13 protein-coding genes are annotated in these 13,697 nt (G+C 39.9%); 2 read left to right on the forward strand and 11 right to left on the reverse strand.

Features of this window, described 5'->3' with window-relative positions; genetic code table 11:
• Positions 1-33: 33 nt before the first annotated feature.
• Positions 34-867: an MIP/aquaporin family protein gene (locus KH400_RS19605; protein WP_217227584.1), complete on the reverse strand. Its 834-nt coding sequence runs from the start codon at positions 865-867 to the stop codon at positions 34-36.
• A gap of 187 nt (positions 868-1,054) precedes the next feature.
• Positions 1,055-1,600 (reverse strand): glycerol-3-phosphate responsive antiterminator, encoded by a 546-nt coding sequence (locus KH400_RS19610; protein ID WP_217227585.1) that lies wholly within the window; start codon positions 1,598-1,600, stop codon positions 1,055-1,057.
• A 188-nt stretch (positions 1,601-1,788) separates the two neighbouring features.
• Between KH400_RS19610 and KH400_RS19615 the strand changes: the two genes are divergently transcribed.
• Positions 1,789-2,040, forward strand: coding sequence for a hypothetical protein (locus KH400_RS19615; RefSeq protein ID WP_217227586.1), 252 nt, complete (start codon positions 1,789-1,791; stop codon positions 2,038-2,040).
• A gap of 57 nt (positions 2,041-2,097) precedes the next feature.
• On the opposite strand, the gene KH400_RS19620 is transcribed toward KH400_RS19615, so the two are convergent.
• From KH400_RS19620 to KH400_RS19635, 4 genes are all read right to left on the reverse strand, one after another.
• On the reverse strand, positions 2,098-2,601 hold the full coding sequence (locus KH400_RS19620) for a FixH family protein (RefSeq protein WP_217227587.1): 504 nt from the start codon (positions 2,599-2,601) through the stop codon (positions 2,098-2,100).
• Positions 2,602-2,783: 182 nt separating this feature from the next.
• Positions 2,784-4,325 carry a bifunctional GNAT family N-acetyltransferase/carbon-nitrogen hydrolase family protein gene (locus tag KH400_RS19625; protein ID WP_217227589.1) on the reverse strand — a complete coding sequence of 514 codons (1,542 nt, stop codon included), beginning with the start codon at positions 4,323-4,325 and terminating at the stop codon, positions 2,784-2,786.
• Positions 4,326-4,516: 191 nt separating this feature from the next.
• The gene (locus KH400_RS19630; protein ID WP_217227590.1) at positions 4,517-5,209 is read right to left on the reverse strand and encodes a DUF2225 domain-containing protein; all 693 of its coding nucleotides are present in this window, start codon (positions 5,207-5,209) and stop codon (positions 4,517-4,519) included.
• Positions 5,210-5,354: 145 nt separating this feature from the next.
• The gene (locus tag KH400_RS19635; RefSeq protein ID WP_217227591.1) at positions 5,355-6,575 is read right to left on the reverse strand and encodes a NupC/NupG family nucleoside CNT transporter; all 1,221 of its coding nucleotides are present in this window, start codon (positions 6,573-6,575) and stop codon (positions 5,355-5,357) included.
• 313 nt (positions 6,576-6,888) lie between these two features.
• Here KH400_RS19635 and KH400_RS19640 point away from each other — a divergent pair, with 313 nt between their 5' ends.
• Complete coding sequence (locus tag KH400_RS19640) at positions 6,889-9,318, forward strand: glycogen/starch/alpha-glucan phosphorylase (protein ID WP_217227619.1); 2,430 nt, start codon at positions 6,889-6,891, stop codon at positions 9,316-9,318.
• A 62-nt stretch (positions 9,319-9,380) separates the two neighbouring features.
• Here the strand turns inward: KH400_RS19640 and KH400_RS19645 are convergent, their stop codons facing one another.
• The 5 genes from KH400_RS19645 to motA all read right to left on the reverse strand — a co-directional run bounded on the left by KH400_RS19645 (position 9,381) and on the right by motA (position 13,551).
• Positions 9,381-10,097: a glycerophosphodiester phosphodiesterase gene (locus KH400_RS19645; RefSeq protein ID WP_246589887.1), complete on the reverse strand. Its 717-nt coding sequence runs from the start codon at positions 10,095-10,097 to the stop codon at positions 9,381-9,383.
• A 45-nt stretch (positions 10,098-10,142) separates the two neighbouring features.
• Complete coding sequence (locus tag KH400_RS19650; protein WP_217227593.1) at positions 10,143-11,408, reverse strand: GntP family permease; 1,266 nt, start codon at positions 11,406-11,408, stop codon at positions 10,143-10,145.
• A gap of 211 nt (positions 11,409-11,619) precedes the next feature.
• Complete coding sequence (locus KH400_RS19655; protein ID WP_217227594.1) at positions 11,620-12,012, reverse strand: flagellar basal body-associated FliL family protein; 393 nt, start codon at positions 12,010-12,012, stop codon at positions 11,620-11,622.
• A 20-nt stretch (positions 12,013-12,032) separates the two neighbouring features.
• Positions 12,033-12,758 carry a flagellar motor protein MotB gene (motB, locus tag KH400_RS19660; protein ID WP_217227595.1) on the reverse strand — a complete coding sequence of 242 codons (726 nt, stop codon included), beginning with the start codon at positions 12,756-12,758 and terminating at the stop codon, positions 12,033-12,035.
• Entirely contained in the window at positions 12,751-13,551 is an 801-nt protein-coding gene (gene motA, locus KH400_RS19665) for a flagellar motor stator protein MotA (RefSeq protein ID WP_217227596.1), read from the reverse strand. Before motA ends, motB begins: the two co-directional genes overlap by 8 nt.
• Positions 13,552-13,697 lie beyond the last annotated feature (146 nt).

A 13,697-nucleotide genomic window follows, 5' to 3' on the forward strand; every position in this document is an offset into this window, starting at 1 on the left:
CAATAGTTCACTTGATGTCTATTATTATATTTATCACGCTGCGATATCGCTGTGATCATGCGTAGCAACATTTTTTGTTTCCTTTTTATTTAACACGATCGATAGGATCGTAACAACTGCAAACGCTGCCAAAAATATCCAAAGGGCACGATAATAAATTCCCTCAAATGCTGCGGCATAAAACAATGCTCCTAATCCCCCACCAATGATTGGTCCAACGACAGGAATCCAAGAATATTTCCAATCTGAGCTACCCTTACCTGCGATTGGTAATAGAAAATGAGCGATTCTCGGTCCCAAGTCACGTGCTGGATTGATCGCATAACCCGTTGTCCCACCTAACGATAAACCAATAACAACGATTAACAGTCCAACGATTAATGGGTTCAGACCTTCTGTAAATTCATTGGCTCCAATAAATAAAATTCCTAACACTAACATAAATGTACCTAATACCTCACCAAAGAAATTTGATGGTGTATGCCGAATCGCTGGGGCTGTTGAAAACACTCCAAGCTTTGCACCTTGATCTTCTGTTGCCTGCCAATGTGGATAATAATGCAACCAAACTAAAACGGCACCGATAAATGCCCCTATCAACTGAGCTCCGATATAACCCGGAACGAGTGCCCAAGAAAATTCTCCTATTAATGCCATCCCCACGGTCACCGCTGGATTTAAATGGGCATCGCTGATCGCTCCTACCGCATAAATCGCAGTTGCAACACCAAGCCCCCATGCCGCTGTAATCACGATCCAGCCGGAATTTTCGGACTTTGTTTGTTTTAGTGCAACACCAGCAACGACACCTCCCCCGAAAATGATAATGATCATTGTACCAATCAGTTCACCTAGAAATACCGACATTTGTACTCCCCCCATTCTTTTGCAACAAAAAAAGGAGACCAGAAACATCCTATCTAGTCTTGCTACTAGATAAGTAACTGTTTCGGTCTCCTAAGCTCCTGCACAACGTATTAACTTAAATACATTGTAATTCTAAATGAAAACGTTGTCAATCCTTTTTTTCGAGTTTGTGAACAAAGCCAATCAATCATTCCCAAAGGTTTTTTCGTGATGTTGTTACTGTTAAGGCACCTGCTTTTAGTGCCATATCTACTTCCTCTTTTTCTCGTATTAGTCCTCCTGCAATAATTGGAATCCCTGTTTTCTCATAAACTTCTGTAATAATATGAGGCATAACACCTGGCAATACTTCAATATAATCGGGTTTAGTCACCTCAAGAAGCTTATAACTTGATTCTAGGGCAATCGAATCAAGTAAAAATAATCGTTGTATCGCATAAAGCCCATTTTTCTTAGCAGTAAGTACTACGCTTTTTCGGGTTGATATTAAGCCAGCTGGCCGGATATCTTGACACAAAAACTGTGCCGCATACTCGTCATTTTTAAGACCAGAGATAAGATCGGCATGAACAAGAATTTTTTTCTTAGCTTGTTTTGCATGCTGAACAAGACTTCTTAACTGACCGACATGGCTATTTAATAGAACGATATACGTAAAATCACTTTTTATTAACGCCTCAAACTCTTTCATATTACGTATAGCTGGTAAAATTCGCTGACCATCAAAATGCATCTATCTCTCCACCTTCTGTGTCACTTGAATTCTTTTATGTTCGACTCATGCTTTTAAATGTAATCGTGTATTAATTAATATGTCAATGGATAAAATCTTCAACAAATCGACATGCTCATAACCTTGCATCTTTCTTTAAATATAGATATGATCGAAAACGAATGTTTTAAAATGAAGGGGAATAGCTGATGAAAGCAAAATTACAATTTACGATGGATTATAAAGAATACATGGATCGATATTCAATGTTTTGTCTCGATGAAGAAATGGCCGAACAAGCACCACCTTTAATGACCGAGGAAGAATTCGAAGAGAAGAAACTACTAATCATTGACTGCTACCGTACGTATAATGATTTTATCTCTGAAGGAAAAGAACACGAAGCATCGATGTACATGATCAATATGATTGCTCCGCTTGAGGAGATGCTCTTATTATAAAAATTACTTTAGGGGTTGCTCTACCATCGCTCCTTTTAAGACAACCCCTAAAATAATCTACTGCAATTGATGTTCTACCCATGTAGGCATTGGTTGTTCAAGGTTTATATGATCTGTCGGGTCTCGGTATCCCTTAGAAACGATAGGCCCCTCTGCACGTAAATGAAACTGGTCGTAAAACACTTGACTTCCTTTGCTAGCCTCAACCATTCCAATCCATGTACCACCCATTGATACTACAGCCTCTGTTTCGTAAAGACCACCTTCAACATGGTTCATTTTCTTCTTCATATGATGCACCATATTCGGCATATCTAGAATGACGGTCACATTGGCATCTGTAATTGGGTCTCCCATATCGTCTTCCAAGAACAGTTGAATATCTGTCGCCTCACCGGCGTTAATTACACGATCCGTACCAATAACATCGATTTGCCAATTTGTCGCAATCGTTGGCGGTGCACTCACCCCATTCAGAAACCATATTGTCATCAACACGAAAACAATTGCTGCACTTATCGCGGCATAAGGCTTTTTCATCACATTCTTAATAACGTTCATGGTCCCACCTCTTCTTTTCTCTCAATTACATCATTGTCAAAAAATAACGATCATATTCAAATGGTCCTCATTCACGGAAGGACCCGCCAGTATACAATTTCCCGTCGAACCGATTTCGTTCGAATGTTCTCCCATTAAAAAAGCTTGCATTCATGTTTGAATACAAGCTTAGCCTTCGAGTGTTATTTCTTTAATTTATAGTTAATTTCATAAATATCGCGTCGTCGGTCCTTTAATTGAGCGACACTTCCCGTTTTACGATGACGTCTTAAGATCTCTAAGTCAACATCGCCGACGACAACCGTATCAATATTCGGGTTACATTCACCAACGATGCCATCTCGCGGAAACGAGAAGTCCGATGGTGTAAAAATCCCTGATTGAGCATACTGAATATCCATATTCTCAACTTGTGGCAAGTTCCCGACCGTACCTGAAATGACGGTATACACTTGATTTTCAATGGCTCTCGCCTGCGAGCAGTACCTCACACGTAAATATCCCTGTCGTTCATCAGTACAAAACGGTGTAAAAATAATATTGGCACCCTTATCAACAGCGATGCGGGCGAGTTCAGGGAATTCAATATCATAACAAATTTGAATGGCGATCTTACCACAATCAGTATCAAATACGTTAACTTCATTACCTGGTGAAATGCCCCACCACTTGCGTTCATTTGGTGTAATGTGAAGCTTGTACTGTTTTTCAATTGTCCCATCGCGACGGAACAGGTAGGAAATGTTATAAATCTTGTTCCCTTCCTCGACAAAATGCGAACCACCAATGATATTAATGTTATATCGGACAGCTAAGTTCGTGAATAACTCAATGTAGTCTTCTGTAAATTCAGTGAGCCGACGAATCGCGCGGCTAGGACTTTTTTCCGGCAAAAACGAAAGCAACTGCGTTGTAAATATTTCAGGAAATACTGCAAAATCTGAGCCATACCCTGCGGCTACGTCTGTATAGTATTCACATTGGGTCGCGAACTCTTCAAATGAGTCAATTTTTTTCATCATATATTGAATGGTTGTGATACGTACAGGAAACGACGTTTTAAAATGCCGTTTCGTCGTCGCCTTATAATCAACATTGTTCCATTCCATCAGCGTCGCATATTTCATCGATGCTGCATCATCTTCTAAATAATTTTTATTAATTCGTTTTAACGTAAACCCATTAATAATTTGAAAGGTTAATACAGGGTCATAAAGATTATGAATCATGACCTCTTCAACATATTGCCTTGGCGTCAACTCACTAGCATGTTTATAATAGTTTGGAATTCTCCCACCAATAATAATACTTTTCAAATTAAGTTGACGCGCTAAATCTTTACGCGCTTCATACAAGCGTCTACCAATTTTCATGCGCCGGTAGTCTGGGTGAACCATGACTTCCATGCCATAGAGATTGTATCCTTCATAATCATGGTTTGTGATATAACCATCTTCTGTGATTTCTTCCCATGTATGTTCATCATCATATTCATCAAAATTTATGATTAAGCTAGAGCAAGATCCAATTATTTCTCCATCATATTCAACACAAAATTGTCCTTCAGGGAAAATATTCAAATGACTCTCTAAATGCTCTTTCTTCCAAGGATCCATATTTGGAAAGCATAATTTTTGTAACTCGATAAGATCTTCAAAATCGTCTCGTTCTATATTCCTAATCTCAATAATTTTCTCAAACTTCGAGACATCAATCTTAGACATAGGTTCTTCCTTCCTTTCCAAGCCATCCTCTGTTGGAGGAGCTGTTCGTTTATCACATCCTATAAATTCTACCCTTTTTTGCACCAATTGAACAGCAAGTCACTACAAACGAAAATTGATAAGGGCTAAAAAACAAGGCTGTCCCCTCCGTCATGTATCTTAACGTGTGAGCTTTTACTTCAGATGTCACTCTACACTTTCGTTTTTTCTTCACGCATCAGTTGCCACTGTTCCCTAGCCATTTCTACTACTTTCTTTTCAATCGATCGGTTTTTATGATTAATAACCCGGGAAAAATAGACAACAGCCTCGGATTGATTACCTACTTTGCGATGTAATTCTCCGATTAAATACAACAGCTTCATTTCTGTCATTTGCGTTCCTATAAAATCAGAATCCTGATAGGCACCTTCATAATATTTCAGTGAAAGTCTTAAGAAACGAAGGTCCTGGTCAGCCACTTTTTTCATTCGATATAGCCAAGATAAGCGTAAACAAATTCCCGCTAGAACGATATGCTTTTCTTCTTTTAATGACCCTGACAAAAGCGCTAGCTTATGAGTTTCAATCGCATCATTTACGGTTCGTAGCCCTCCATAATTTCGTGGTTGCCACTGACTACTCAATTTTTTCACAATGTTTTCTTCAATATGTGGCAATAAAGTTGTTGAAAACGTATCCGCACATGAAAAACCGCACTGGGGACAAACACTTATTTCATAAAAATAGGGAATGTAATTCTCATCCTTATATTCTGTATAAAAATCACTTTCAATTCTTTTGACACGCACGAATCGAGATCGTAGACGTTTCGTTATGTATTTATGTTCACATAATAAACAAGTTACTTCCTTATCATAAAATGGTTCTATCCCTTCAGACATACAATCACCTTTTTGCTTGATAGTTACCTTTATTTTAGTATAAAAGTCCCCGTCCTTTCTACTCTATTTTTTCTTTTAGGTGATTGTAAAAAAGGTGGACGGTCAAAAGTAAAGAATTTTAGACCATCCACATCATACGTCTTTATTAAAATAACATCCCTGCAATGGATGCACTTAATAACGAGGCTAAAGTACCTGCTACGACTGCTCTCATCCCTAATTTAGCAATATCGCTACGACGATCTGGTGCTAGTCCACCAAGTCCCCCAAGAAGAATAGCTAACGAGGAGAAGTTCGCAAATCCACATAATGCAAAACTAACGACAGCGATCGTCTTTTCGGACAAATCCCCAGCTTCAATATAAGGTTGAAACTCCGCATACGCAACAAACTCATTTAAGACAATTTTTTGCCCAATTAAACTACCTGCAGTAATGGCATCTCCCCACGGAACACCAATCGCAAAAGCAATCGGCGAAAAAAGAATGCCTAAAATCGACTGAAGTGACAGGTTCTCAAAGCCAAATAAACCGCCAATACCACCTAAAATCCCGTTAATTAATGCTATTAATGCAATAAAGGCTAATAACATGGCACCGACATTTAATGCTAATTGCAAACCAACGCCTGCGCCTCTAGCTGCAGCATCAATGACATTTGTGGATTCGTTATCTTTTTCAATCTTAATATCGTCTGTCGTTTCAGATCGTTCCGTTTCAGGTAAGATCATCTTAGCCATGATTAAACCAGCTGGTGCTGCCATAAAACTTGCCGCCAATAAATATTCTAATGGAACACCCATGAGTGAGTAACCGATAAGCACCGAACCGGCTACTGATGCAAGCCCTCCTGTCATGACTGCGAACAATTCAGAATGTGTCATTTTAGCCAAGTATGGTCTTACAACAAGTGGCGCTTCGGTTTGTCCGACAAAAATGTTAGCTGCTGCTGACATTGATTCAGCCTTACTTGTGCCCAATATTTTTGATAGTGCACCACCAAGGATCTTGATAAACCATTGCATCACCCCGATGTAGTACAAGACTGCAATTAATGAAGAAAAGAAAATAATAACCGTTAGCACTTGAAAAGCGAAAACAAACCCAACAGCTTCTCCATCCCATAGGCCTCCAAATAAGAACATGACGCCTTCATCGGCATAGTCAATAATTTTCTGGACACCCATTGTTAGCCATTGGAGAGCTGCTCGTCCTGTTTCCCATCTTAGAACAATAACGGCAAATCCGATTTGAATCGCTAATCCCCCAAGAACGGTCCTTAAGCGTATATGACGGCGATCTCTTGAAAAAAGAAAAGCAATTAAAAAAACAGTAACAATACCTAATATTCCCCATAGAAAATTCATGGTAATAAACACACCTCTTCCTACTCATATTTGTAACGTAACAAGACTCTGTTTTTAAATTATCCAAATGTAGAAATATTACTCATTTCTCTCAGTCCATTAAAATCTGGAGTATAATGATAAAAACAGCCATTTTTATAAAGGTATAGCATAGAATAGGAAACGGACAGACGGTTTAAAACGCTGTATTCATGCTTATAATGAGTTCACAACAACAAGAGTCGGACCAGTTTTATAATGACAACACAAACATATGGATAAGTTGTTCAACAAGGACACTAATTTCAAATTAGAGGTGACCCCATTGATTCAAATGAGTAAAGAAGAGTTGAAAAAAAAGTTAATTGATACGCTTCACTCACGGCACGGAAAAACCATTGAGGATGCAACGCCTATGGATGTCTATCAGGCGCTAGGACTTGTCATTAAAGGCGAAATCAATAAAAACTGGATCTCTACGAATAAACAATATTATGAACAAGAAGAGAAACAAGTCTACTACTTTTCAATGGAGTTTTTACTTGGTCGATTAATGAAAAGTAACCTAGTGAACACGCAGATGCTCACCACCTGTAACGATGCCCTTCAAGAGTTAGGCTTGAATCCTTCACAAGTATTTGACCAGGAAGCAGAAGCGGGGCTTGGCAATGGCGGATTAGGTCGATTAGCCGCTTGCTTTCTTGACTCTTTAGCTTCGCAACAACTCCCGGGACACGGCTGTGGCATCCGCTATAAATATGGATTATTTCAACAAAAGGTTATCGATGGATATCAAGTTGAATTACCTGATTACTGGTTAAAAGAAGATTATGTATGGGAAGTCCGTCGCGTTGATAAAAGTGTCAAAGTTAGGTTCGGGGGCACGGTTGATGTTGAAGAAATGGGTGGACGACTTCATTTTCACTCTAGAAACCACCAAACCGTATTAGCTGTTCCTTATGATGTTCCTATTGTTGGCTATGGCACAAACACGGTTAACACGTTGCGGTTATGGAGTGCGGAGGTCGCTGAATCAGAAGTTCCGTTTCATCGTTCGGGGCACCATGATTATTATAATTATCTTGATTATAAACGTTCGATTGAAACGATTTCCGAATTTTTATACCCTGATGATTCACACCACGAAGGTAAGCTATTGCGTCTAAAACAGCAATACTTCCTTGTTTCAGCTGGGGTCCAAAGCATTATTCGTTCCTATAAGGAGAACTACAGCTCTCGATTAGAAACGCTTCATGAAAAAATTGCAATTCATATTAACGATACACACCCAACATTAGTCATCCCTGAACTAATGAGAATCCTTATGGATGAAGAGGGTTATAGCTGGGATCGAGCTTGGGAAATCACGACACAAACCGTCGCTTATACGAACCATACCACCTTATCCGAAGCACTAGAAAAGTGGCCGGTTGAAATGATGAAATCACTATTACCTCGAATTTATATGATTATTGAAGAAATCAACGAGCGTTTTTGCAAATCGATTTGGGATCACTACCCTCATATGCGTGATGACATTTCCGAAATGGCAATTATTGCGTATGGGCAAGTGAAAATGGCACACCTTGCCATTGTGGGGAGTCACAGTGTCAACGGTGTAGCAAAAATTCACACCGACATTTTAAAGAAAAAGGAAATGAAGAAGTTCTACTCTATTTATCCACATAAATTCAATAACAAAACAAACGGAATTACGCACAGACGCTGGCTGTTGCAAGCAAATCCTAAATTAAGCAAAGTGATTACAGAAGCGATTGGTACACGTTGGATCTCAAATCCAAAAGAATTAATCGGGCTACTTAAATATACATCGGACCTCTCTTTTCAAGAAAAAGTAAGGAGAGTCAAATTGGATAATAAAAGAAAACTCGCTAACCTTGTCGCTGCACAAACAGGCATCCTAGTTGATGAGACATCTATTTTTGATGTCCAAATTAAGCGACTCCATGCGTACAAACGACAACTATTAAACATTCTTCAAATCATTGACCTTTATAACCATCTCAAAGAAAATCCAACATTAGATATTACACCGAGAACGTTTATCTTTGGGGCAAAGGCAGCTCCTAGTTATCATTTCGCCAAAAAAGTGATAAAACTGATCACAACTGTGGCCTCGGTCATCAATCAAGATAAAGCAATTAATGATAAGCTTAAAGTCATCTTTTTAGAAAATTATAGCGTATCTTTAGCTGAAAAAATCATTCCTGCAACCGATGTTAGCGAACAAATCTCAACCGCAAGTAAGGAAGCCTCTGGGACTGGGAATATGAAACTGATGATGAATGGTGCGCTCACCATTGGTACACTTGATGGCGCTAACATAGAAATTAAAGATATGGTTGGTACAGATAATATCTTTATTTTCGGACTAAAACCCGAGGATGTTTTACATTATTACCAATATGGTGGCTACAATGCCCGTGACGTTTACGATAGTGATGAACGCCTCCGTACCGTTGTCGATCAGCTGATCAATGGGTTTTTTGGCAAAAATGTTGATTTTAGTGATATCCATTATTCGATATTCGCCCAAAATGATGAATTTTTCGTGCTAAAGGATTTCGATAGTTACACCGAAGCACAGGAAATCATCGACGAAGCGTATCGTGATCAACAGTTATGGATGAAGAAAAGCATCACCAATATCGCACATTCCGGTAAATTCTCAAGTGATTGCACCATTTCTGAGTATGCAAATAAAATCTGGAAATTAACACGAACACCGATTGATTCAATGTAAATATCAAAACAACCCATACCAAAAAGGAGATCATCCTTTTTGTATGGGTTGTTCCTTCATGCCTATTGTCCTTCGCGTATCGATCGAGCTAACTTGGGGTGATCAGTAAAGATACTAGAACAATTCATTTCCATACAACGTTTCATTTGCTCTTCATCATTCACAGTGTATGGCCTTACAAAAATATTGTCATCAATTAACTCTTTAACCTCCGACTGTTTCATCATCGGGTAATAATAATGCAGCGCTTGAGCGCCAACCGATGTCAGGTACTTCAGTGGTTGATGAAGGCTAGCACGGACAATAATAGCAGTCTCAATGTGATCGATTTTCGCAAGTGACTGCACTAACTGATGATCAAAAGAAGATAAAATGACGCGATTCATCTTAAACGTTTGTAATCGGTTACGAACTTGTGCTGCTAATTTCTCACGATCCAAAGCAGTACCCTTTAGCTCAATATTTAGCGTCAAAGGATAGCTCTGCGCCCATTCAAGGACGTCATCGAGGGTGGGAATGAGTTCACTTGCAAATCTTGGCGCAAACCATCTCCCTGCGCTGAACTGGCGTAACTCTGCTAACGATAAGTCTGCTATACTCCCTGTTCCATTCGTCGTACGATCGATCGTAAAATCATGAATAACGACCGGAACTTCGTCTTTTGTCAGTTGGACATCAAATTCTATTCCGTCGACACCGAGCTTGGCAGCCGCCTCAAAAGCTGCCAGCGTATTTTCTGGATGAGTACTCGATGCTCCACGGTGAGCAAAAATTTCCATATTTACACCCCTCATATCACGTGCCTTTTGATCACTTATCAAAGGTTACAGAATCGCAAACACACCAAAAATCAATGTCGAAAATAAGACAATAGTGATACCAATAAGCGTTTCATATGGTAACAGTTTAAACCGCTCCTTCATATCCATATTCACACTACGTTGTGTAATATGAAAGTATGTTCCATGAGGCAAGTGATCAAGGACAGTTGCCCCTGCATGTACCATGGCGGCCCCTGCTAGTGCATGAATCCCTAACTCGATGATTGTTGGCGCAAACACACCACCTGCTACGGCAGTGGCTGCTGATGTTGAAGCAGTAGCCGCTGACATCGTTACCCCTGCAATAGGAGCGAGCCAATAAGCAGGTAATCCTAGTGATTCAATACCATTAAGAATAACATCAATTATAGCAGAATGAGCAATAATACCTGCAAGCGTCCCTGTTCCTAACAAAAGCATGGCAATACCAGCCATCTTATCTAAGCCTGAACGAATGTAATAGTTTAAATGGCTTGATTTGCCCATCACAATCGCCCCGACAATCCCACCAATCGGAAGTGCAAGCATTGGGTCTATCGTAATATGAAAGAGCGGTTGGAAGAGAAGGAGGACAATGGCCACAAACGGAGCTGTTAGTGCTGAAGCCAGAGATGGTAAGTCTTTATTCTCTTCAACATTAACATCTTCACTACTGACCTTACTCCCTTTATGAATCAAGAACTTCGCTAGTACATACGTCATTAATAGACCGCCGAACGCCGGAACGACGCCAACAAACATAACTGACGTTAGGGGAACTTGGAAAGCTTCGGCTGCTGCAATCGTGTTCGGGTTCGGGGAAATAATGTTTCCTGCTTTTCCCCCTCCTGATATCGCGAGCAAAACTGCAAACTTTGATAGGTTGGCTCTTTTGGCAATTGACAGTGCAATTGGTGCTACGGTTAAGACAGCTACACCAATAAATACACCGACACCCGTAAGTATCATCGTTGCCCCTGCAATCGCAAGCAACGCTTTTGTTTCTCCTAACTTATGTAAGATTGATTCAGCAATTGTCTTGGCGGCTCCAGATTCAATCAAAACACCAGCTAGGACCCCTGCTGCCAATACTCGTAAAACAACCCCGGTCATCCCTTCTGCACCATCGATCATGAGGTTAACGGTATCTACCGCTGACAAGCCACCGATTAGACCACCAGACAAAGCACCGACCATCATCGCATAGACAGGGTTTACCTTTCGCAATATTAATACGATCGTGACGAGCAACCCTATGATTGTACCTACTGAACCTACTTGTACATCCATTACCTGTCTCCTATAAACTAATATAGTGTAAAATAATTCCTTCTATTAAACTGTCATTTTATCTGTTTAGATGTATGATTGCAACAATAATAGGTTCACTATTCACTACTTTTTTAAAAATAGCAACCATCTTTGACTAGAGCATTAGGGGGGGAAATATAGGAGACTGTACAACAAAAAAACCTCCCCAGTACAGGAAGGCTTAGATAGATTATTGAACGACCTTCTGAGTCGTATATACATTTATGACTTCACCACTACTTAACAGTTCATTTAGGTTCTTCTTTAGCTCATCCTCCACCTCATCAATACCTTCTGTTCCCTGCAAAGAGTGTCGATCATGCGAGGCAAGATATTTAATAATCGCGCTCTCAACTAATGGATATGCTTTTTCTAGCTCCTTTGTCGTTGATGCAGCATCAACCTCAAAAGCAAAACTTGCTTGAATCATTCCACTACCATTTAAATTGGTCACGATCGTCTCTGTATGATTCACTCGGTCAGCAAGGTCATCGACCCCATCACCATCACCCAATATGAGATAGACTAACGCAGCAGATAAACCTACCACCAAAATGCTCAATATAACAACTAAATTTTTCATGGCTACCCCCAACAGATATACTATTGATTCGGTAAAATCAATATTTCAACGCGCCGATTTTCCGCTCGACCCTCAACTGTATCATTCGATTCAACCGGGCGATGCTCCCCGTATCCTGTCACGCTGAAATATTCTGGTGAAAGGTTAGGGTTCTCTAACATTTCTTTCATAAAGTTGAGTGCACGCATCGCACTTAAGTCCCAGTTGGAACGAAACTGCTGATTGGAAATTGGAAGGGAGTCTGTATGACCAGAAATACGAATACGACGGGCTGGCTCAGAAATAAGCATGTCAGAAATTTGTTCACTTAACTCTTTAGCCTCTGCTTTCACTTCAGCACTTCCCGAGTCAAATAGAGCATGATCTAATATCGTTACCATCAGTCCTTCCTGATCTAAATGAGTATCAAGGTGCTCTTCTAGATCATTAACTGCGATGTATTCATCAATTTCAGTTTGAAGGTTCTCCAATTGATGGTATTCGTCCTGACCATCACCTTGATTTTGCTGAGATGTACTTGTTTGACCGACATCGATCGGAACTTGACCAGAATGATCAAAAAGGTCACCACCACCGAAAGCATCATTTAAAATGACTCTCATCTCTTGATATTTTTCAGCATCGATTGAACTCATCGCAAACAATACAATAAATAACGCAAGTAGCAACGTTAACATATCCGCGTACGGGATTAACCATGATTCATCAACATGTTCTTCTTGCTCTTTTCTCCTTCTCCTAGGCATCGATATCCGCACCTTTACCGTCCGTAGACTGGAGCTTATTACGTTCACGAATCGGTAAATAAACCAATAATTTTTCCTCAATCGCTCGAGGTGCGACACCTTGCTGGATGGATAGGACCCCTTCGACGATAATTTGCTTAACCATGACCTCTTGTTTCGACTTTCTCTTCAACTTATTGGCAAACGGATGCCATAATACATACCCACTAAAAATACCAAAAAGTGTAGCAACAAACGCGGCTGCAATGGCATAACCTAAGGCATCCATATCATTTAAATCACCAAGAGCTGCAATCAAACCTAATACAGCTCCAAGCACCCCTAATGTGGGAGCATAGGTTCCTGCTTGTGTAAAAATCCCTGCACCAACAGCGTGACGATCTTGCATCGCAGCTATTTCCTCTTCCATCGTATCTCTTATGTATTCAGGTTCCATCCCATCCATTGTCATTTGCAGACCTTGCTTTAAAAATGGATCTTCTACTTCTTCTATCTTATTTCCTAAACTCAAAAGTCCCTCTTGTCGGGCGACTTTTGAACATTCAACAAAGAACGGTATAACATCAACGATTTTCTGTTCCTTTTGATCTGAAAATAAGATTTTAAATAATTTTGGTACGTTTTTAATCTCATTTGTTGGAAATGCAATTAACACAGCAGCAATGGTTCCAACAAAAATAATTAAAATGGCCGCTGGATTAACTAAGACGGCAAGACTAGTTCCTTTGGCTACCATACCAACTAACAATGCGACAACACCTAGTAAAACTCCAATAACGGATGTCTTATCCATAATAACCCCTCACTTTTGCTTCTCTCTGAAGTCATAATAATCACTTTTCTATCATACTACTATCCGCTATGAAAATTAATAGGTTTGTGTTAGTAACTTTTACCTATCAGCATCGTAAGGCACTTCAGATCCACGCCTATAGAACT

This window comes from Desertibacillus haloalkaliphilus, from assembly GCF_019039105.1.
Classification (GTDB): domain Bacteria; phylum Bacillota; class Bacilli; order Bacillales; family KJ1-10-99; genus Desertibacillus; species Desertibacillus haloalkaliphilus.

What these genes read in the sequence shown, in the direction of transcription:
- KH400_RS19610 (WP_217227585.1), bottom strand. Translation starts at nt 1,600, where the DNA reads ATGCATTTTGATGGTCAGCGAATTTTACCAGCTATACGTAATATGAAA.
- KH400_RS19620 (WP_217227587.1), bottom strand. Translation starts at nt 2,601, where the DNA reads ATGAACGTTATTAAGAATGTGATGAAAAAGCCTTATGCCGCGATAAGT.
- KH400_RS19630 (WP_217227590.1), bottom strand. Translation starts at nt 5,209, where the DNA reads ATGTCTGAAGGGATAGAACCATTTTATGATAAGGAAGTAACTTGTTTA.
- KH400_RS19635 (WP_217227591.1), bottom strand. Translation starts at nt 6,575, where the DNA reads ATGAATTTTCTATGGGGAATATTAGGTATTGTTACTGTTTTTTTAATT.
- KH400_RS19645 (WP_246589887.1), bottom strand. Translation starts at nt 10,097, where the DNA reads ATGGAAATTTTTGCTCACCGTGGAGCATCGAGTACTCATCCAGAAAAT.
- motA (WP_217227596.1), bottom strand. Translation starts at nt 13,551, where the DNA reads ATGGATAAGACATCCGTTATTGGAGTTTTACTAGGTGTTGTCGCATTG.
- KH400_RS19640 (WP_217227619.1), top strand. Translation starts at nt 6,889, where the DNA reads ATGAGTAAAGAAGAGTTGAAAAAAAAGTTAATTGATACGCTTCACTCA.
- KH400_RS19655 (WP_217227594.1), bottom strand. Translation starts at nt 12,012, where the DNA reads ATGAAAAATTTAGTTGTTATATTGAGCATTTTGGTGGTAGGTTTATCT.
- KH400_RS19625 (WP_217227589.1), bottom strand. Translation starts at nt 4,325, where the DNA reads ATGTCTAAGATTGATGTCTCGAAGTTTGAGAAAATTATTGAGATTAGG.
- KH400_RS19650 (WP_217227593.1), bottom strand. Translation starts at nt 11,408, where the DNA reads ATGGATGTACAAGTAGGTTCAGTAGGTACAATCATAGGGTTGCTCGTC.
- KH400_RS19615 (WP_217227586.1), top strand. Translation starts at nt 1,789, where the DNA reads ATGAAAGCAAAATTACAATTTACGATGGATTATAAAGAATACATGGAT.
- KH400_RS19605 (WP_217227584.1), bottom strand. Translation starts at nt 867, where the DNA reads ATGTCGGTATTTCTAGGTGAACTGATTGGTACAATGATCATTATCATT.
- motB (WP_217227595.1), bottom strand. Translation starts at nt 12,758, where the DNA reads ATGCCTAGGAGAAGGAGAAAAGAGCAAGAAGAACATGTTGATGAATCA.